Source organism: Rhodococcus sp. SBT000017, assembly GCF_003688915.1.
Classification (GTDB): domain Bacteria; phylum Actinomycetota; class Actinomycetes; order Mycobacteriales; family Mycobacteriaceae; genus Rhodococcoides.
The window spans coordinates 533,972-550,508 of the sequence record NZ_REFU01000001.1 but is presented as its reverse complement, the minus strand read 5'-3'; the positions used below and the strand labels follow the sequence as shown (position 1 = coordinate 550,508).

Below are 16,537 nucleotides of genomic sequence, written 5' to 3'. Positions count from 1 at the left end.
GCTACCGAGACACCGCAGCGAGGGCGTCCGGGAGCGTGAAACGTCCGGCGTACAGGGCTTTTCCGACGATGGAACCTTCCACACCGCGGTCGACCAGTCCGGCGATCGCTTCCAGGTCTGCAATCGTGGACACGCCGCCCGATGCGATGACCGGCTTGTCGGTCTTGGCGCACACGTCGGCGAGCAGTTCCAGGTTGGGCCCGGTCAACGTGCCGTCCTTGGTGACGTCGGTGACGACGTAGCGCGAGCACCCGTCGCGCTCGAGCCGCCCCAGAACCTCCCACAGATCGCCGCCGTCGCTCACCCAGCCGCGACTGCGCAACCGCGGTGCTCCGTCGACGATCAACACGTCGAGGCCGACGGCGACGCGATCGCCGAACTCACCGATCGCGCGGGAGCACCACTGCGGATCCTCGAGGGCTGCGGTGCCGAGATTGACTCGCGCGCAACCGGTCGCCAACGCTGCGCGCAGCGACTCGTCGTCACGAATTCCGCCCGACAGCTCCACCTTGACGTCGAGCTCACCGACGACCGACGCCAGCAGCTCGCGGTTGGAGCCGCGTCCGAACGCAGCGTCGAGATCCACGAGATGGACCCACTCGGCACCGTCGTTCTGCCACGCGAGTGCGGCGTCGCGAGGCGACCCGTACTTCGTTTCGCTTCCTGCTTCTCCTTGAACGAGACGGACAGCTTCGCCGCCTGCGACATCGACAGCAGGCAATAAGACCAGGCTCACGTGCGGTTATGCTACGGGCCGAGCGGCTGTGAACTCAAAACGGGTCGTCTGTGGTCCTACCGGAGTTCCTTGCGCGTCATGCGGGTGGACACCACACCCATGGCCACGATCGCACCGACCACACCGGCCAACGCGATGACCAGACCCACCCCGGGGCCAGGCTGCAGCACAGCGATCAGTGCCGTCGCGAGGGCGAGCACGGCCACCGCCGCACCGAGGGCTCGAAAGGCCAAGCGCCCGAGTGAGAACTCGCGGTCGCTCACACCGATCGGACCCAGTTCTCCAGCAGCGCGGCCCCGGCGTCACCGGACTTCTCCGGGTGGAACTGGGTGGCCGAGAGCGCGCCGTTCTCTACCGCCGCGAGGAACCGTCCGCCGTGATCGGCCCAGGTGAGCAACGGGGCTGCGATGGTGTCGCTGGGTTCGAGCTCCCACTGCTGCGCGGCGTAGGAGTGGACGAAGTAGAACCGGGTCTCGGGATCGATGCCGTCGAACAGCACACTCTTCTCCGGTGCCTCGACGGTGTTCCACCCCATGTGAGGCAGCACCTCGGCCTGCAAACGCTCGACCGTTCCCGGCCACTCCCCACACCCGTCCGCTTCGACACCGAACTCGACCCCGCGGTCGAAGAGGATCTGCATTCCGACACAGATGCCCAGCACGGGGCGTCCGCCGGCCAGACGCCGCCCGATGATGCGTTCGCCCTTCACCGCCAGCAGGCCCTCCATGCAGGCGGCGAATGCACCGACACCGGGAACGACCAGCGCTTCTGCATTCAAGGCCTCGTCGAAGTCCGAGGTCACGGTCACATCGGCACCGACCCGGGCCAGAGCCCGCTTCGCCGAGTGCAGATTGCCCGAGCCGTAATCGAGCAACACCACAGAAGTCATGCAGCAAGTCTATCGGGGCGTGGTCTCGCGACGAGCGCCACCGCCGCGACGACGACCACCGTGGCAGCGGCTGCGGTGAATCCCGCGGTGTAACCCACACTCGTCGCCAGGACACCGAGGGCGAGTGCGCCTGCCCCGGTACCCGCGTCGAAGCTGATGTTCCAGACGGCGCTCGCGCTGCTGTAGCGGGCGGGACCGGCTGCGTCGAACGCCATCACGAGACTGTCGTTCTGGCATGCGCCATACCCGATTCCGAACAGGACTGCTGCGACGAAGAACAGCGCCGCGGGCATGCCGCCGAGCGCAGCGATCGCGAACAGAGCGATACCGATCGCCGCCGACACCAGCGCCGGAAACACCGAGCGTCCGATTCCGATTCGGTCTGCCACCGACCCCGCGGCGTAACGCCCGACGAGCATCGAGGCACTGACGACGGCCAGTGCGAGTCCGATCATCGCGGCTCGATTCGATTCGGCGATCGGCAACAGACTGGTGATTCCCCCGTACGCCGCGGACACCGAGGCCACGACGAGGCACGGCACCAGAAATTGGCGTTTGTCGAGGCGAACTCGCTCGATCCTGGGCGGCTGAGGGGCGGGCCGGGTGGGCGGCAACAGCGCCACGCCGATCAGGCCTGCTGCGGGAACCAGAGCACCGAGTACGAACACGGCCGTCGGACTCGCCGCGAAAATCACCAGACCCAGTGGCAGCGTGAGCATCTGAGCCAAGGCGACAGCGATCCCCTGCGCGCCCGTGGCCCGTCCGAGCAGCGCTGTCGGAGCGAGTTCGGCGACAATGGCGGCACCGGCGACCGTCAACATTCCGAAACCGGTGCCCCGCAGCGCGGACACCGCCAGCGCCGGTACGGCCTCGACGGAGACGATGAACAGCAGCGCGGGCAACCCGAGGAGCAGACACCCGGCGGCCAGAACCGCGCGGTGGCCGACTCGCCTCAGCATGCTCGGCACGAACAGCTGAGTGATCACCGTCGTGGCCATGAAGATCGCGGTGCTGGCCGCTGCCACCGCGTCCGATGCCCCCGACTGGGACACCGCGAGGGGAACCACCGGGAGCAGCAATCCCCAGCCGCCGAACGAGGCCGCGCCCATGGCCATCGCGGCCGGAAGACCACGGATGGAGCTCAGGCCACTCAACGCACGAGCGCCGATCGACCGATCACAGACTTCCCTTGGTGGACAGCACACCGGTCACGCGAGGGTCGTACTCGGTGGCCTGACGCAGTGCCCGAGCCACTGCCTTGAACTCGGCTTCGGTGATGTGATGCTGATCGCGGCCGTAGATCACCCGGACGTGCAGTGCGATCCGTGCGTTGGACGCCAACGTCTCGAACACGTGCTTGTTGATCACCGTGGAGTACGGAACGCCGGGGTAGCCGCCGATGACGGAGTGCACCATGTAGTCGGGCTCACCGGTGTGCACGCAGTACGGACGACCGGACACGTCGACGGCCGCATGCACGAGTGTCTCGTCCATCGGAATGAACGAGTCGCCGAACCGAGTGATGCCCGCCTTGTCGCCGAGGGCCTGACCGAGGGCCTGGCCGAGCACGATCGCGGTGTCCTCGACGGTGTGGTGCGCCTCGATCTCGATGTCGCCCTTCGCGCGCACCGTCAGGTCGAAACGAGCATGGGTGCCGAGCGCGGTGAGCATATGGTCGTAGAACGGAACGCCGGTGGAAATGTCCACGATTCCGGTGCCGTCGAGATTCAGCTCGACCGAGATGTCGGATTCCTTGGTGGTGCGCTCGATCTTGGCGATGCGGGGAGCGGGAGTGGTCACTTCGATGCCTCTGCTGTTTCGGTCGATGCGAGTGCTGCGCTGACGGTGAGGAATCGGTCGTTCTCGTGCGCCAGTCCAATGGTGACGCGTAGATAGCCGGGAATTCCGACGTCCCGGATGAGCACGCCGTCGTCCAGGTATCGCTGCCACGTCGCGGCCGCATCGGAGAACCGGCCGAAGAGCAGGAAGTTGGCGTCGGACGGCACCACGTCGTAACCCTGGCGGCCGAGGGCCGCTGCCACCCGATCTCGTTCGGCGGAGAGTTCGGCGACGCTCCCGAGAGTGTCCGAGGCGTGCCTCAGCGCCGCCCGCGCTGCTGCCTGCGTGACGACCGAGAGGTGATAGGGCAAGCGCACCAACAACATTGCGTCGACGACGGCCGGGGCAGCCACCAGATATCCCAACCGACCGCCGGCGAACGCGAACGCCTTGCTCATGGTTCGGCTGACCACGATCTTGCTGGGATAGCTCTCGATCAACCCGATCGCGCTTGGCGCAGACGAGAATTCCGCGTAGGCCTCGTCGACCACCACGATTCCCGGTGCAGCGTCGAGGATTCGGCGCAGGTCCGCCTCGTCGATGCTGTGGCCCGTCGGATTGTTGGGGCTGGTGACGAACACGACGTCGGGTTTACGTTCTTCGATGGCACCGACGGCGTAGTCGACGTCCAGCGAGAAATCTGCCCGACGCTTCGCCGGAATCCATTCGGTCTGCGTCCCGGACGAAATGATGGGGTGCATCGAGTACGACGGCACGAAGCCCAGCGCGGTGCGATCCGGTCCCCCGAAGGCCTGCAGCAGTTGCTGCAGAATCTCGTTGGAGCCGTTGGCCGCCCACACATTGGCGATGTCGACGGCGAAGCCGGTCTGCTCGGTGAGGTACCGAGCGAGGTCGGCCCGCAGCGCGTCCGCATCACGATCCGGGTAGCGGTGCAGCTGCCCGGCCGCGAGCCGAACGGAGTCCGCAACATCGTCGATCAATGCCTGCGTCGGCGGGTGCGGATTTTCGTTGGTGTTCAACTGAACTGGCACGGTGAGCTGCGGCGCTCCGTACGGCGACTTGCCGATCAGGGCCTCGCGCAGCGGGAGGTCGTCCAGCGAGACCGACTGTCCCAACGCATCACTCATGACGCGTCACCGGTACGCAACCCCTCGAACCGCAGCCGCACCGCTTCGCCGTGGGCCGGCAGATCCTCGGCATTGGCCAGTGCAATGACGTGCGCTGCAACGTCTTTCAGCGCAGCTGCGCTGTAGTCCACCACATGGATGCCGCGCAGAAACGTCTGCACACTCAGGCCGGACGAATGCCGAGCGCATCCTGCCGTCGGCAGTACGTGGTTGGAACCGGCACAGTAGTCACCGAGGCTCACCGGCGACCACGCTCCGACGAACACCGCTCCAGCGCTGCGCACGCGGGCTGCGACGTCGGACGCGTCCTTCGTCTGGATCTCGAGGTGCTCGGCGGCGTAGGCGTTGACCACGGCCAATCCCTGCGTGACGTCGTCGACCAACACGATGCCGGACTGGCTACCGTTCAGTGCGGTGGCCACGCGCTCGGCATGCCTGGTGGACGCCATCTGTGCGTTGACAGCCTGGTCCACGGCATCGGCCAGTTCGATGCTGTCGGTGACCAACACACTGGCCGCCATGACGTCGTGTTCGGCCTGGCTGATCAGGTCTGCTGCGACGTGGAGCGGGTCCGCGGTGGCGTCGGCGAGAATCGCGATCTCGGTGGGCCCTGCCTCGGAGTCGATTCCGATGAGCGAGCGGCACAGGCGCTTGGCGGCCGTGACGTAGATGTTGCCGGGACCGGTGATCAGATCGACCGGAGCCAACTCGCCGCCGTCGGTGTCGACGCCGCCGTAGGTGAGCAGCGCGACACCTTGACCGCCGCCGACGGCCCAGACCTCGTCGACGCCGAGCAGTTGCGCCGCAGCAAGGATGGTGGGGTGGGGCAGGCCGCCGAAGTTCTTCTGCGGCGGCGACGCCACCACTAGAGACCCGACGCCTGCGATCTGCGCGGGCACCACGTTCATCACGACCGACGACGGATACACGGCGTTGCCGCCGGGCACGTACAGGCCGACGCGATCGACGGGGATCCAGCGTTCGGTCACGGTGCCGCCGGGTACCACCTGGGTGGTGTGGTCGGTTCTGCGCTGATCGGAGTGCACCAGGCGCGTACGTTCGATGGCGACCTCGAGGGCGGCCCGAACATCGGAATCGAGCTCTGCGAGGGCCTTGACCAGTTCTTCCTGCGGGACGCGAACGCGGTCCGGCCGGACGCCGTCGAACTTCTCACTGAACTCGAGCGCAGCCTCGGTGCCGCGGTCCCGGACGGCGTCGACGACGGGGCGAACCTGATGCAGCACCGAATCGACATCCACTCCGCCTCGGGGAAGTGCGCCGCGTAGTTCGGCGGTGGATGGAGTTCGTCCGCGTAGATCGACGCGGGCGAGCTCGATGCGGGCAGGCATAGTGGGCCCCTTCGTGAAGTCGGTTCGGTGCCGGGGTTCGGTCGTAACAGTGTGGTTCGAACACCCAGGATAGTTCCACCGAATTCGGCTCAGCCCCGCACGTCCCACAGATGATGGATGGGGTCGTGAATGTAGTAGGCAGCCAGTGATTCGACGGAGAAGTTCGACCCGTCGCTGCGCCGACCGGTCCGATGCCGATCCTCCGGCGGTACAGCGGCGAAATCGTCGGCCAGGGTGCGCGCGGCTTCGCCGAGTTCCGATGCGACTGTCGCGGGATTCTGTGCGTTGTAGTCCTCGGCCAGCGCGGTGGCGTCCTGGTCCCAGTTCTCGAACTCGGGATCGTCCTCGGTCAACACCAACGCGAGCCGGGTGCGGAAGATGCGGTGCGCGTCGCGTACGTGCGCGGCGTACTCGAGCGCGGACCACGTCGAGTCGTCGGGGCGCACTGGCGCGTCGTTGCGCTGCAGCACCGCCTCCCAACGTTCGACGTCGGCGCGGATCAGGTCCGGTATGTCGTCGTAGTCGACGGCACTCGAGTCGAACCCGCAGTCCGGGCACGCTCGCTCGAGTACCCAGGTCCAGTTCTTGGTGTCGGGATCGATCGGCATGCCGGTCAGAATAGATCCAGGTCAGGCGTAGCGGGCAGCCAGGTTGTGCAGCGTGCTCTTTATGCCCTGCGCGTTCTTCTGCGGCATCTTGAACAGCTCGAGCACCTTGGGGACCTTGGCGGTGCCGTACTTGAAGCTCTCGGTGACCGTGGTCAGCCCCGGCTGCTTCTCCTCGAACTCCCAGCGCCAGCTGTGGCCCATCGGGTGCTGCCACTCGACGACCTTGTGCTTGTCGGCGTCGACGAACTCGGTGACGGTGCTGGTGATCTTGTAGGGCACGCCGTACTGCTTCATGCCGACGGAGAATTTCGCACCGGTGCTGAGTCGATCGGGACCGCGAACGGTGTCCTTGACCGTGCCGGATCCGTCGAGCTCACCGTGCCGGGTGGGATCGGCCACGATGTCGAACAGCTCCGACGCCGGTGCCCGCACCTCGGTCTGACGGGTGACTTGCTGCGGGCCTGTATCGATCGTTCTGATGTCTGCCATCTTCACGGCCTACCCCACTGCGCCTTGTTCGACACACCTGGTCGAGACGAATAGGAATTGACGGCCGTAGTTCAATGAACGCATGTCCTGGTCAGTGTGGCTCGCTTTTCTCGGTGCGAGCATCGTCATCAGTCTCTCCCCCGGCGCCGGTGCCATTGCGTCGATGTCCACCGGGCTCCGCTACGGCCTGCGCCGCGGATACTGGAACATCTTCGGGCTGCAGATCGGTCTGCTTGTTCAGGTCGGCATCGTCGCGGTCGGACTGGGAGCCGTTCTGGCGAATTCTGCACTGGCCTTCACCGCCATCAAGTGGTTCGGCGTTGCCTACCTCGTCTACCTCGGCGTTCGGCAGTGGCGGGCCGCCCCGGCCGACGTCGCCGACGCCCCGGCAGTGGCGGACCGTGGCACGACGATGCTCGCCCGCGGCTTCCTCGTCAACGCCAGCAACCCGAAAGCCGTCGTCTTCATGGTTGCGGTGCTCCCCCAGTTCCTAGATCCGACGCGACCTCTCGTCGTTCAGTACCTGGTGATCGCCGCGACGATGGTGGCGGTCGACATGCTCGTGATGACGGGGTACACCTCGCTGGCCTCGCGGGTGCTGCGCTTGATGAAATCGCAGCGCCAGCAGAAGACGATGAACCGCACGTTCGCCGGGCTGTTCTTTGCCGCCGCAACGTTCTTGGCGACCGTTCGGCGCGTGACTCCGTGAGGAAGTACCGCGTGCACATGAAGAATGCCCTCGGCGGCGATCCGATTCCACTGGGACTGTTCGACACTCTTCTCGAGGCCAACACCTGGATCCAGGACGTCGGCAAGCGTGACGAGCACGAACTGGGCACCTACACGGTCGAAGTAGTCGACGAGTGAGCGGACGGTGTCCGTGTTCGAGTGGTGACACGTTCGACGCCTGTTGCGAGCCGTACCTGCGCGGCGATGCGAGCGCGCCTACAGCCGAAAAGCTGATGCGATCACGATTCACCGCGTTCGCCGTCGCAGATGTGGACTATCTCCGCGCATCGTGGCATTCCGACACTGCACCGGCCGAACTGGAGTTGGACCCCGATCAGCGGTGGTATCGACTCGACGTTCTCGCAATCGAGGCCGGTGGCTTGTTCGACGACGCGGGAACCGTCGAGTTCAAGGCCCGGTACAAGCATCCCGACGGGGCGGGCTCGATGAGTGAGGTGAGCCGCTTCGTCCGAGTGGACGGCCGGTGGCTCTACCTCGACGGGATCGTCTCGCGCTAGAGGTTGCGCAGCTTTGTCGGTCGGTTGCCCGAGGTACGACGCGCTTCCTGCTTCTCCTTGATGCGTTCGGCATCCTTGCGCACCTGAACCTGGGTGCGACGCTCGCGAACGAGCCACTGGGGCGGGCTGGCGACGAGTTCGTCGATCGCCTCGCTGGTCAGCGCTTCGGTGACACCGCCGCGGGCCAGCCCTGCGATGGATACGCCCAGCTTCTTCGCGATGACGTCGCGCGGGAAGGGTCCGTTGGTCTGCAGGTCGGTCAACCACTGCGGCGGATCGCTGCGCAGTGCGTCCAGGTCGGACCTGCTGATCATCGAGTTCTGGAATTCTTCGGGTGCTGCGGGAAGGTAGATGCCGAGCTTGTTCGCCGCGGTCAATGGCTTCATGGTCTGCTGCTTGTTCTCCGGGCTCACCGGAACAGCTTATCCGGCCGTCGGCGCTCTCGACGCCACCGTCCCTCACTGCCCTCCTCGTCCCATAGGCTCGACACTGTGAACATCGATGTGCAGACACTGCGCTGGTACGCGGCGGTAGCGCAGCAACTGCATTTCGCGCGCGCTGCTCAGTCGCTGGGAATCTCGCGAATCCGCTTGAGCAAGACGGTCGTGGAACTCGAGGAACAGCTCGGCGTCGACCTGTTCGTGCCGGGTGCCTCCCCCACCGAACTCACTGCCGACGGCCGCGATCTGCTCGAGCGGGCGCTGGTGGAGATCGCCGAGGACGATCGGCTCTCGGAACTCGCGCAGGTTGCTGCTGCCGAGCCGACGACGTTCACCATCGGATACGCCGAAGGTGTGACGCTGACGAAGTGGACGCGTATCTGGGCGGATCGTTTTCCGGACGTCACGCTGTCCGTGGTGGCGACGACGCCGGAGACACAGGTGTCGGCTTTGCACGAGGGCACGGTCGATGTGAGCTTCGTTCGACCGCCGATCGACCGCGATGGCCTCAACGCGATCGGTCTCTATCAAGAAGTGCAGGTCGTGGTGGTCCCGAAAGACCACGCGGTCGCCGCATTCGATTCGGTCACCGCAACCGATCTCGCCGACGAGCATCTGCTCGCCGAACCAGCGACGGTGCCCGAATGGGCAGCGGTGGCAACCGAACTCGTGGTCGGCAATCGACCGGAACTGCCCCCGATGAATTCCGTCGCCGAGACGTTCGAGTACGTGGCCGCCGGGCTGGGGGTGGCGATCGTGCCGCACTCGGTCGCCCGATTCAACGCCCGTAGGGACCTCGTCTACCGCCCGGTGACCGACGTCGAGCAGTCGCAGATTGCACTGGCCTGGGTCGCCGAACGCGAGGACGACCGCATCGAGGAATTCATCGGCATCGTCCGCGGCCGCTCGACCCGCAGCTCACGCGGACCGTCGGACGAAACACCGTTCAAGAAGAAGAAAGCGCACCCCTCGAAACCTGCTCGCCCCGTTGCCAAGACGAAGACGAACGCCCGACGCAGCGGCAAGCGTCGCTGACGTCTGCATCTCGCGCCGCCCCGAATCCATGAGAACGTGTGTTCGAGAGTGTGTCGGTGGGTCGCGGTAGATTCTGTTCATGCTTTCAGGGGACGGCGGATCAGGGGTGGACGGCATCGATACGGTGCCGCCCACCCCTGAGGTGTCCGATCCGAAGTTGTCGATGTTGGTCGACCGGGTCGAGTCCGCGGCGGCGGAGTTGGCGGAACAGGCGTCGGTGTCGTGGACGAATGCGGATCGGCGTGCGGTGATCCAACGGATGGAGATGCTGACCCGATCCCTGTCGGCGTACTCGTACACCTGGCTCAACGAACTCATCGGTCAGCACGGCCTCGATGTGTATCCGGGGTCGGTGCCGTCGTCGGTGGCGTGGATGCTGCGGATCACCCCACGAGCAGCGGGTGCACGAGTGCGTCTGGCGGCGGAGTTGGGTGACCGGACCGCGTTCTCGGGTGAAGTACTGCCGCCGTTGCTGCCGCGAACTGCCGAAGCACTGCGGTCGGGGTTGCTCAATGCCAAGCATGTGCAGATGATCCGCGAATTCTTCAGACATCTCCCCTCGAGTGTCGATCCGCAGACCCGCGATCTCGCCGAACAGCAATTGGTGACAGAGGCGAAGAAGTTCCGGCCCGACGACTTCGCGCCGGTCGTCGCGCACTTGGACTCGATCCTCAACCCCGACGGCGACCACGACGACGATGACGAAGACGAGGACGAGGACGAGGACGGAAAGCCGAGGCCACGGAAGCGGAGGGATGCGTTCTTCTACCTCGGTGAGCAGGGTGCCGACGGTATGTCGGAAGGAAAGTTCTGCGTCGACCCCGAACTACGCGCCTACCTCGAAGCCCTGTTCTCCAAAGCCGCGAAACCTGGCGTCAACAACCCCGCGGACCCGACGTCCGTCGTCCATGACGAGACCGACGAGACCGACAGCACTTCCGGCAGCAAGGACAGCACGACCCCTGGTGCCGAGAGTGACGGTGCGCGTCCCGATCCTGCAGTAGCTGAACCGGATTCGCCTCCATCGGGTGGTGTCTGCGATACCGAGACCCCACCGCACCCACAGCCGGACGACGGTCCGACGAGCGATGCGGGACTGTGGGGCGACGGTCCATGCGACGGTGACGGCTCGTCCGGCGACGGCATCGACTGCGGTTGCGGCACAGGGCCCGACGACACAGCCGAACCCGACGACACAGCCGATGCCGATACAGACGGCGGCGGCGACGAAGCGCTGGGTAAGGCTGCAGCACGCGACGCTGCCGCCGCGCGGGATATCCGCACCCAACGCGAACGCCATCACGACGCCCTGAAACTGGCGCTCCGGCAGACACTCGCCTCCGGCACCCTCGGCACACATCGAGGCCTGCCCGTCACCGCTATCGTCACCATGACACTGAAAGATCTCGAAGCTGGCTGCGGTTACGCGATGACCGGCACCGGCTCCCGCGTCTCGATTCGCGACGCAATCCGCATGGCCTCCCACGCCCACCACTACCTGACGATCTTCGACGACCACGGCAGGGCGTTGTACCTCGGCCGCTCGAAACGCATCGCCTCCGCCGATCAACGCATCGTGCTCATCGCCCGCGACCGTGGCTGCAGCTTCCCCTCCTGCACCCGCCCGGCAACGTGGTGCCAAGCCCATCACGTCACCGACTGGGTCGACGGCGGCTACACCGACATCGACGGATTGACCTTCGGCTGCGACATGCACCACGCACTCGTCGGCACCGGACCAGGAAAGTGGGCGACCACCGAAACCGGAGCAGGACATCGCTATCCGGGTCGCACCCTGTGGCATCCACCCACCGGAATGGACCCACGCAGGCGCGGGCTGATCAATCACGCACACCACCCCGAGGAAGTGCTGTACCCACCCGACCAGCCCGACGAAACCGGTTACGAAGAACCACGCCAACCCGCCTGACGACCCACACAAGCGTCAGGGCACAGCCCTGCCTACACGCGCGTAGGGATCTTTCAGCGAACCGGGTGACGCTTTCGATTGTGAATCAGAACAGCTGTTCCGAGTCCCACTGACATCAACAGAAGCGGTGCGGCGATGACAAGGGAAGCGTCGATGGCCAGAAACAGAATGGGTAACTGAAAGGAGCCGGGAGCACTAGAGGCCCAGGCCCCGCAGTCGGTCGATTTCACGACGATCGCGCTTGGTGGGCCTGCCCGCCCCTCGATCACGCCTCGGTACGGAGGCCAGAACTTCTTTCGGTGGCGGCGGCGGACTGCGATCGATCAAGCACTCGGGAACGACCGCTGCGCCGACACGTTTGGTGATGGCCCGCACCACGACGACGATCTTCTCCACCCCATCGGCCCGGAGTCTGATCTCGTCGTCGGGGCCGATGCGATGCCCGGGTTTGGCGGGAGTTCCGTTGACGCGGACGTGTCCGCCGCGGCAGGCAGCAGCCGCGGCAGACCGCGTCTTGAACAACCGGACCGCCCAGATCCAACTGTCGAGGCGGACACTCTGAACTTCCATCTTCGAAAGCAGTCCTCACATTGCGAGGCTCGACTACATGTCCAGGCCGAGATCGAGCACTGTCACCGAGTGTGTCAGACCGCCCACCGCGAGGAAGTCGACCCCCGTGCGCGCGTAGTCCCGAGCCACGTCGACGGTCAGGCCGCCCGAGGATTCCAGCTTCGTCTGCGGCGCGTGGGTGGCGCGACGTTGCACCGCCATCTGCGTCTGCCACAGCGGAAAATTGTCCAGCAGAACCAGTTCTACGTTCTCGCCGAGCACCTGGTCGAGTTGCTCTAGGCTGTCGACCTCGACCTCGCACGCGATGTCGGGAGCCGCAGCCCGCACCGCGTTCAAGGCAGCGACGACCGAACCTGCAGCCGCCACGTGATTGTCCTTGATGAGCGCGGCATCGCCCAGACCCATCCGATGATTGACGCCGCCGCCGGCACGAACGGCGTACTTCTGCAGTGAACGCAGCCCCGGCAACGTCTTTCGACTGTCCCGGATCTTGCACTCGGTGTCGGCGACCTCGGCGACCCAGCCGGCCGTCGCGGTGGCGATCCCCGAAAGGTGACAGACGATGTTGAGCATCGTGCGTTCGGCAGTGAGCAAACCCCGAGTCGGGGCCTCGACCGTGAGAACGGCCTGTCCCGGTTCGACCTCGGATCCGTCCCCGATGCGGTTCACGACGGAGTACTGGTCGGCTCCGATCACCTCGTCGAGAACCAGGAGACCGACATCGATCCCGGCGATCGTGCCGAAGTGACGCGAGACCACCGATGCCGTGGCGACGGCATTCTCGGGAACCGTTGCCAGCGTGGTGATGTCGGGTCCGTACCGCAGGTCCTCGTCGAGCGCGGTCCTGATCAGTGCGAGTACCTCGGCGCGATCGACGCCCGGGTTCACCTCGTTCGGGGTGTCGGTCATGTCAGTGCGCTCCCGTCATCACATCGTCGTTCACTATCGTCAACTGCCCGCCCTGATCTCGTTCGACGAACAGACTGCGGCGTTGCGCCGGATCACTCTCCGGGACATCGCGTCGGGTATGGCACCCTCGGCTCTCGCGGCGCTCGGACGCGGCCAGCACGATCACCTCTGCCGCAGCGGTCAGCGCTGCATCCTCGACTGCGCGCGCATCGACCGGTGGTTCCGATACCACGCCGTGCGCCAGAATACGTTGCGCTGCAGCAAGACCCGTTGCATCCCGTACGACGCCGACCTCGGCGGTCATGGTGCGCTGCAGCACCGCGCGGTCGATACGGCGATACGTGGGCAATGCGACATCCGAAATGCCTCCGCTTCGGCCGACCCGTTCGGCAGCCAAGTAGGCCGCACGGTCGCCGACGACGAGACCCTCGAGCAGACTGTTCGACGCCAATCTGTTGGCACCGTGCAGCCCGGTGCGCGCCACTTCGCCCGCGGCCAGCAAGCCGGGAACCGAGGTGCGTCCGGACGTATCCGTCGCCACGCCCCCGCACGAATAGTGCGCTGCAGGTGCCACCGGAATCAGGTCCGTCGCCGGATCGATGCCGGCACCAAGGCACGAGGCGGTCACGGTCGGGAACCGTTCGTGGACGCGTTCGACCATGCGGGCGTCCAGCAGCACGTGGTCGTCACCGCTGACGTGCAGCAGTTCGGCGATGGCGCGGGACACCACGTCGCGTGGCGCGAGGTCACCGAGCGGGTGCACTCCCGCCATGAAGGGCCTGCCTGCGACATCGAGAAGCCGAGCTCCCTCTCCTCGCACCGCCTCGCTGATCAACGGGCGGCGGCCCGTGGACCCGGCGGCGAACAGCACCGTCGGATGGAACTGCACGAATTCCAGATCCGCGATCCGGGCACCGGCGTCGAGTGCGAGCGCAATACCATCGGCCGTCGCGCCGGGTGGGTTGGTGCTGCACGAGAAGAGTTGTCCCAGTCCGCCGGTGGCGAGCAGCACCGTCGGGCAATGAACGACGCCGACGCCACGAGGCCCGCGCACGAGGAGACCGACAACCTCGCCGTCGGTGGTCAACACCCGCAGCGCGGTCGTGTCGAACTGCACCGTGGGCACCGACGCGTCCAGCGTGCGCTGCACCTCGGCCCCGGTGGCGTCTCCCCCGGCGTGAACGATGCGAGAAACGCTGTGGCCGCCCTCGCGGGTCCGCGCTACCGCGCCGTCGGCCGCCAGGTCGAACCGTGCGCCCGCAGCTTCGAGCGAGGTGATCGCCGCGCGTCCGCCGGCGACGATGGAGCGCACCGCGTCCTCATCGCACAAACCGGCACCGGCAACGCAGGTGTCGGCCACATGCGATTCGATCGAATCCTCGAGTTCGGGACCGACGACCGCGATCCCGCCCTGGGCGTACTGCGTCGCCGTGTCGGTGGACTGCCCCTTGCTGACGGTCATCACCCGGAGGCCGCGAGCCGCCGCGGTGCGGGCCGCGGTCAGTCCGGCAATTCCGCCGCCGACCACGACGAGATCGGCCGCGGTTTCCCATGCGACCGATGGATTCACTCGCCGCCGCCCGGGGTGCCGATCTCGATCATCCGCTGCACCGACTTGCTCGCGATGTGTGCGGTCTCGAGGTCGACGTGCACCTCGTCGCGCCCCTCGACGAGGCAGCGCAGCAAGGCAGCGGGGGTGATCATCTTCATGTAGCCGCACGATGCGCGGTCGTTGACGGCGAGGAAGTCGACGTCGGGTGCCGCCATCCGCAGCTGATGCAGCATGCCGATCTCGGTGGCGACCAGAACCTGCTTGGACGCGGTGGTGCGGGCAGCGTCGAGCATGCCGCCGGTGGAGAGAATCTTGACCTTGTCCGCTGGTACAAATCCCTCGCCTGCGAGGTACAGAGCCGATGTTGCGCAGCCGCATTCGGGGTGCACGTACAGCTCTGCATCGGGGTGGGTGCGAGACTTCTCGGCCAACTCGTCGCCGTTGATACCGGCGTGCACGTGGCATTCTCCGGCCCAGATGTGCAGGTTCTCGCGCCCGGTGACGCGCTTGACGTGCGCGCCGAGGAACTGATCGGGCAGGAACAGGATGTCGCGGCCCGGATCGATCGACTCGACCACCTCGACGGCGTTCGACGAGGTGCAGCAGATATCGGTCAGCGCTTTGATCTCGGCCGTGGTGTTGACGTACGAGACGACGACGGCCTCGGGGAAATCTGCCTTCCATTCGCGGAGTTGCTCGGCGGTGATGGAATCTGCGAGGGAGCAGCCGGCGCGCTGGTCCGGGATGAGGATTGTCTTCTGCGGGCTCAGGATCTTGGCCGTCTCGGCCATGAAGTGCACTCCGCAGAACACGATGGTGTCCTCGGACACCTCGGCTGCCATCCGCGAGAGCGCGAGGGAGTCGCCGACATGATCGGCGACATCCTGGATCGCAGGCAGTTGGTAGTTGTGTGCGAGCAGAGTCGCACCGCGCAGATCGGCGAGCCGTCGGACCTCGGCGGCCCATTCCGGTGTTGCCTCGACTCCCCCGTAGCCACCTGCTCCGTCGACGATGTCGCGAACTCTGGCGAATGCCGAGTCGAGGATGTTCAACCGGGTAGCGCTGCTGGTCATGACGGTTCTCCTTCACCGATCATCCGGTCGTCGGTGACCGAATTTCCTCCGAGGGAGTTTTCGACCTATGATCGAAAACATGATTCATCGTAGCACCGTCCACGAAGTACTCATTGCGGTGTTCCAAGTTCGAGCCTTTTCCGACCCCGACGCCCCGGAACTGGCGGTGCTGCTGTGGCAGCGCGCTCTCGATCCGGAGGCCGGCACCTGGTCGCTGCCCGGTGGCACCCTGCGTGGCGACGAGAATCTCGCCACGTCCGCGCGCCGTCAGCTCGCCGAGAAGGTCGACGTGCGCTCGGTGGCGCACCTCGAGCAGTTGTCCGTCTTCAGCGAACCCGAACGCGTACCCGGCGACCGACGGATCGCGTCGACCTTCCTCGGCCTGGTGCCGATCTCGACAGAACCGACACTGCCTGCGGACACGATGTGGCACCCGGTCTCGGCACTGCCCGACATGTCGTTCGATCACGGAACCGTCGTCGCGCACGCGAGACATCGACTGGTCGCGAAACTCTCGTACACCAACATCGGATTCGCACTCGCACCGGTCGATTTCGCGATCTCGTCGCTGCGCGAAATCTACGGTGCCGCACTCGGATATCAGGTCGATGCCACCAACCTGCAGCGCGTACTGAGCCGGCGTGGCGTCATCGAACCCACCGGACGACGCGCGCCGTCGGGCAAGGCAGGTGGCCGACCGCCTGCACTGTTCCGCTTTGCCGACAACAGCATTCGAGTCACCGACGAGTTCGCCGCACTGCGCCCGCCGCAGACGTGAACGGC

The 16,537-nt window shown here is 65.9% G+C and carries 20 protein-coding genes; 6 read left to right on the top strand and 14 right to left on the bottom strand.

Annotated features, from left to right (window positions below; genetic code table 11):
• Position 1: 1 nt before the first annotated feature.
• The 9 genes from priA to AYK61_RS02365 all read right to left on the bottom strand — a co-directional run bounded on the left by priA (position 2) and on the right by AYK61_RS02365 (position 6,998).
• Positions 2-736 (bottom strand): bifunctional 1-(5-phosphoribosyl)-5-((5-phosphoribosylamino)methylideneamino)imidazole-4-carboxamide isomerase/phosphoribosylanthranilate isomerase PriA, encoded by a 735-nt coding sequence (priA, locus tag AYK61_RS02405; protein WP_121869667.1) that lies wholly within the window; start codon positions 734-736, stop codon positions 2-4.
• Positions 737-792: 56 nt separating this feature from the next.
• Positions 793-999, bottom strand: coding sequence for a hypothetical protein (locus AYK61_RS02400; protein ID WP_121869666.1), 207 nt, complete (start codon positions 997-999; stop codon positions 793-795).
• A complete protein-coding gene (gene hisH / locus AYK61_RS02395; protein ID WP_094612626.1) occupies positions 996-1,625 on the bottom strand; it encodes an imidazole glycerol phosphate synthase subunit HisH in 630 nt (209 codons plus the stop codon). The genes AYK61_RS02400 and hisH overlap by 4 nt, the downstream gene beginning before the upstream one ends.
• Entirely contained in the window at positions 1,622-2,740 is a 1,119-nt protein-coding gene (locus AYK61_RS02390) for an MFS transporter (protein ID WP_121872366.1), read from the bottom strand. Before AYK61_RS02390 ends, hisH begins: the two co-directional genes overlap by 4 nt.
• 61 nt (positions 2,741-2,801) lie before the next feature.
• Positions 2,802-3,425 (bottom strand): imidazoleglycerol-phosphate dehydratase HisB, encoded by a 624-nt coding sequence (gene hisB, locus AYK61_RS02385; RefSeq protein ID WP_032394340.1) that lies wholly within the window; start codon positions 3,423-3,425, stop codon positions 2,802-2,804.
• Positions 3,422-4,552: a histidinol-phosphate transaminase gene (locus tag AYK61_RS02380; RefSeq protein WP_121869665.1), complete on the bottom strand. Its 1,131-nt coding sequence runs from the start codon at positions 4,550-4,552 to the stop codon at positions 3,422-3,424. The genes hisB and AYK61_RS02380 overlap by 4 nt, the downstream gene beginning before the upstream one ends.
• Entirely contained in the window at positions 4,549-5,901 is a 1,353-nt protein-coding gene (gene hisD, locus AYK61_RS02375; RefSeq protein ID WP_121869664.1) for a histidinol dehydrogenase, read from the bottom strand. Before hisD ends, AYK61_RS02380 begins: the two co-directional genes overlap by 4 nt.
• A gap of 89 nt (positions 5,902-5,990) precedes the next feature.
• The gene (locus AYK61_RS02370; protein ID WP_121869663.1) at positions 5,991-6,509 is read right to left on the bottom strand and encodes a DinB family protein; all 519 of its coding nucleotides are present in this window, start codon (positions 6,507-6,509) and stop codon (positions 5,991-5,993) included.
• Between the two features lie 21 nt (positions 6,510-6,530).
• Positions 6,531-6,998, bottom strand: a complete 468-nt coding sequence (locus tag AYK61_RS02365; RefSeq protein WP_121872365.1) for an SRPBCC family protein — start codon at positions 6,996-6,998, stop codon at positions 6,531-6,533.
• Positions 6,999-7,080: 82 nt separating this feature from the next.
• On the opposite strand from AYK61_RS02365, the gene rhtB reads away from it, so the two are divergent.
• Genes rhtB through AYK61_RS02355 form a run of 3 tightly spaced genes read left to right on the top strand, consistent with a single transcriptional unit; the run spans position 7,081 to position 8,245 of the window.
• Positions 7,081-7,707 carry a homoserine/homoserine lactone efflux protein gene (gene rhtB / locus AYK61_RS02360; RefSeq protein ID WP_121869662.1) on the top strand — a complete coding sequence of 209 codons (627 nt, stop codon included), beginning with the start codon at positions 7,081-7,083 and terminating at the stop codon, positions 7,705-7,707.
• An 11-nt stretch (positions 7,708-7,718) separates the two neighbouring features.
• Entirely contained in the window at positions 7,719-7,865 is a 147-nt protein-coding gene (locus AYK61_RS27190; protein WP_183130477.1) for a hypothetical protein, read from the top strand.
• A complete protein-coding gene (locus AYK61_RS02355) occupies positions 7,862-8,245 on the top strand; it encodes a YchJ family protein (RefSeq protein ID WP_121869661.1) in 384 nt (127 codons plus the stop codon). Before AYK61_RS27190 ends, AYK61_RS02355 begins: the two co-directional genes overlap by 4 nt.
• Here the strand turns inward: AYK61_RS02355 and AYK61_RS02350 are convergent.
• Positions 8,242-8,658 (bottom strand): DUF5997 family protein, encoded by a 417-nt coding sequence (locus AYK61_RS02350; RefSeq protein ID WP_121869660.1) that lies wholly within the window; start codon positions 8,656-8,658, stop codon positions 8,242-8,244. The two genes, AYK61_RS02355 and AYK61_RS02350, sit on opposite strands and share 4 nt — an antisense overlap.
• A gap of 78 nt (positions 8,659-8,736) precedes the next feature.
• On the opposite strand from AYK61_RS02350, the gene AYK61_RS02345 reads away from it, so the two are divergent.
• Together AYK61_RS02345 and AYK61_RS02340 are read left to right on the top strand one after the other, a co-directional pair.
• Positions 8,737-9,720, top strand: a complete 984-nt coding sequence (locus AYK61_RS02345) for a LysR family transcriptional regulator (protein WP_121869659.1) — start codon at positions 8,737-8,739, stop codon at positions 9,718-9,720.
• Positions 9,721-9,799: 79 nt separating this feature from the next.
• A complete protein-coding gene (locus tag AYK61_RS02340; RefSeq protein WP_121869658.1) occupies positions 9,800-11,650 on the top strand; it encodes an HNH endonuclease signature motif containing protein in 1,851 nt (616 codons plus the stop codon).
• Positions 11,651-11,845: 195 nt separating this feature from the next.
• On the opposite strand, the gene AYK61_RS02335 is transcribed toward AYK61_RS02340, so the two are convergent.
• The 4 genes from AYK61_RS02335 to nadA are packed head-to-tail and all read right to left on the bottom strand — an operon-like array spanning position 11,846 to position 15,754.
• Positions 11,846-12,220, bottom strand: coding sequence for an RNA-binding S4 domain-containing protein (locus tag AYK61_RS02335; RefSeq protein WP_032394350.1), 375 nt, complete (start codon positions 12,218-12,220; stop codon positions 11,846-11,848).
• Between the two features lie 33 nt (positions 12,221-12,253).
• Positions 12,254-13,129: a carboxylating nicotinate-nucleotide diphosphorylase gene (nadC, locus tag AYK61_RS02330; RefSeq protein ID WP_121869657.1), complete on the bottom strand. Its 876-nt coding sequence runs from the start codon at positions 13,127-13,129 to the stop codon at positions 12,254-12,256.
• Between the two features lies 1 nt (position 13,130).
• Positions 13,131-14,699 (bottom strand): L-aspartate oxidase, encoded by a 1,569-nt coding sequence (locus tag AYK61_RS02325; protein WP_121869656.1) that lies wholly within the window; start codon positions 14,697-14,699, stop codon positions 13,131-13,133.
• Positions 14,696-15,754 (bottom strand): quinolinate synthase NadA, encoded by a 1,059-nt coding sequence (nadA, locus tag AYK61_RS02320; RefSeq protein WP_259467901.1) that lies wholly within the window; start codon positions 15,752-15,754, stop codon positions 14,696-14,698. Before nadA ends, AYK61_RS02325 begins: the two co-directional genes overlap by 4 nt.
• A gap of 79 nt (positions 15,755-15,833) precedes the next feature.
• Here nadA and AYK61_RS02315 point away from each other — a divergent pair, with 79 nt between their 5' ends.
• Positions 15,834-16,532: an NUDIX domain-containing protein gene (locus AYK61_RS02315; protein ID WP_121872363.1), complete on the top strand. Its 699-nt coding sequence runs from the start codon at positions 15,834-15,836 to the stop codon at positions 16,530-16,532.
• Positions 16,533-16,537: the final 5 nt, after the last annotated feature.

Excerpts from the sequence above, each read along its gene's own strand:
- hisH (WP_094612626.1), bottom strand. The coding sequence starts at position 1,625 with ATGACTTCTGTGGTGTTGCTCGATTACGGCTCGGGCAATCTGCACTCG.
- AYK61_RS02390 (WP_121872366.1), bottom strand. The coding sequence starts at position 2,740 with ATGGCCATGGGCGCGGCCTCGTTCGGCGGCTGGGGATTGCTGCTCCCG.
- AYK61_RS02380 (WP_121869665.1), bottom strand. The coding sequence starts at position 4,552 with ATGAGTGATGCGTTGGGACAGTCGGTCTCGCTGGACGACCTCCCGCTG.
- hisD (WP_121869664.1), bottom strand. The coding sequence starts at position 5,901 with ATGCCTGCCCGCATCGAGCTCGCCCGCGTCGATCTACGCGGACGAACT.
- AYK61_RS02370 (WP_121869663.1), bottom strand. The coding sequence starts at position 6,509 with ATGCCGATCGATCCCGACACCAAGAACTGGACCTGGGTACTCGAGCGA.
- AYK61_RS02365 (WP_121872365.1), bottom strand. The coding sequence starts at position 6,998 with ATGGCAGACATCAGAACGATCGATACAGGCCCGCAGCAAGTCACCCGT.
- rhtB (WP_121869662.1), top strand. The coding sequence starts at position 7,081 with ATGTCCTGGTCAGTGTGGCTCGCTTTTCTCGGTGCGAGCATCGTCATC.
- AYK61_RS02340 (WP_121869658.1), top strand. The coding sequence starts at position 9,800 with ATGCTTTCAGGGGACGGCGGATCAGGGGTGGACGGCATCGATACGGTG.
- AYK61_RS02335 (WP_032394350.1), bottom strand. The coding sequence starts at position 12,220 with ATGGAAGTTCAGAGTGTCCGCCTCGACAGTTGGATCTGGGCGGTCCGG.
- nadC (WP_121869657.1), bottom strand. The coding sequence starts at position 13,129 with ATGACCGACACCCCGAACGAGGTGAACCCGGGCGTCGATCGCGCCGAG.
- nadA (WP_259467901.1), bottom strand. The coding sequence starts at position 15,754 with ATGACCAGCAGCGCTACCCGGTTGAACATCCTCGACTCGGCATTCGCC.
- AYK61_RS02315 (WP_121872363.1), top strand. The coding sequence starts at position 15,834 with ATGATTCATCGTAGCACCGTCCACGAAGTACTCATTGCGGTGTTCCAA.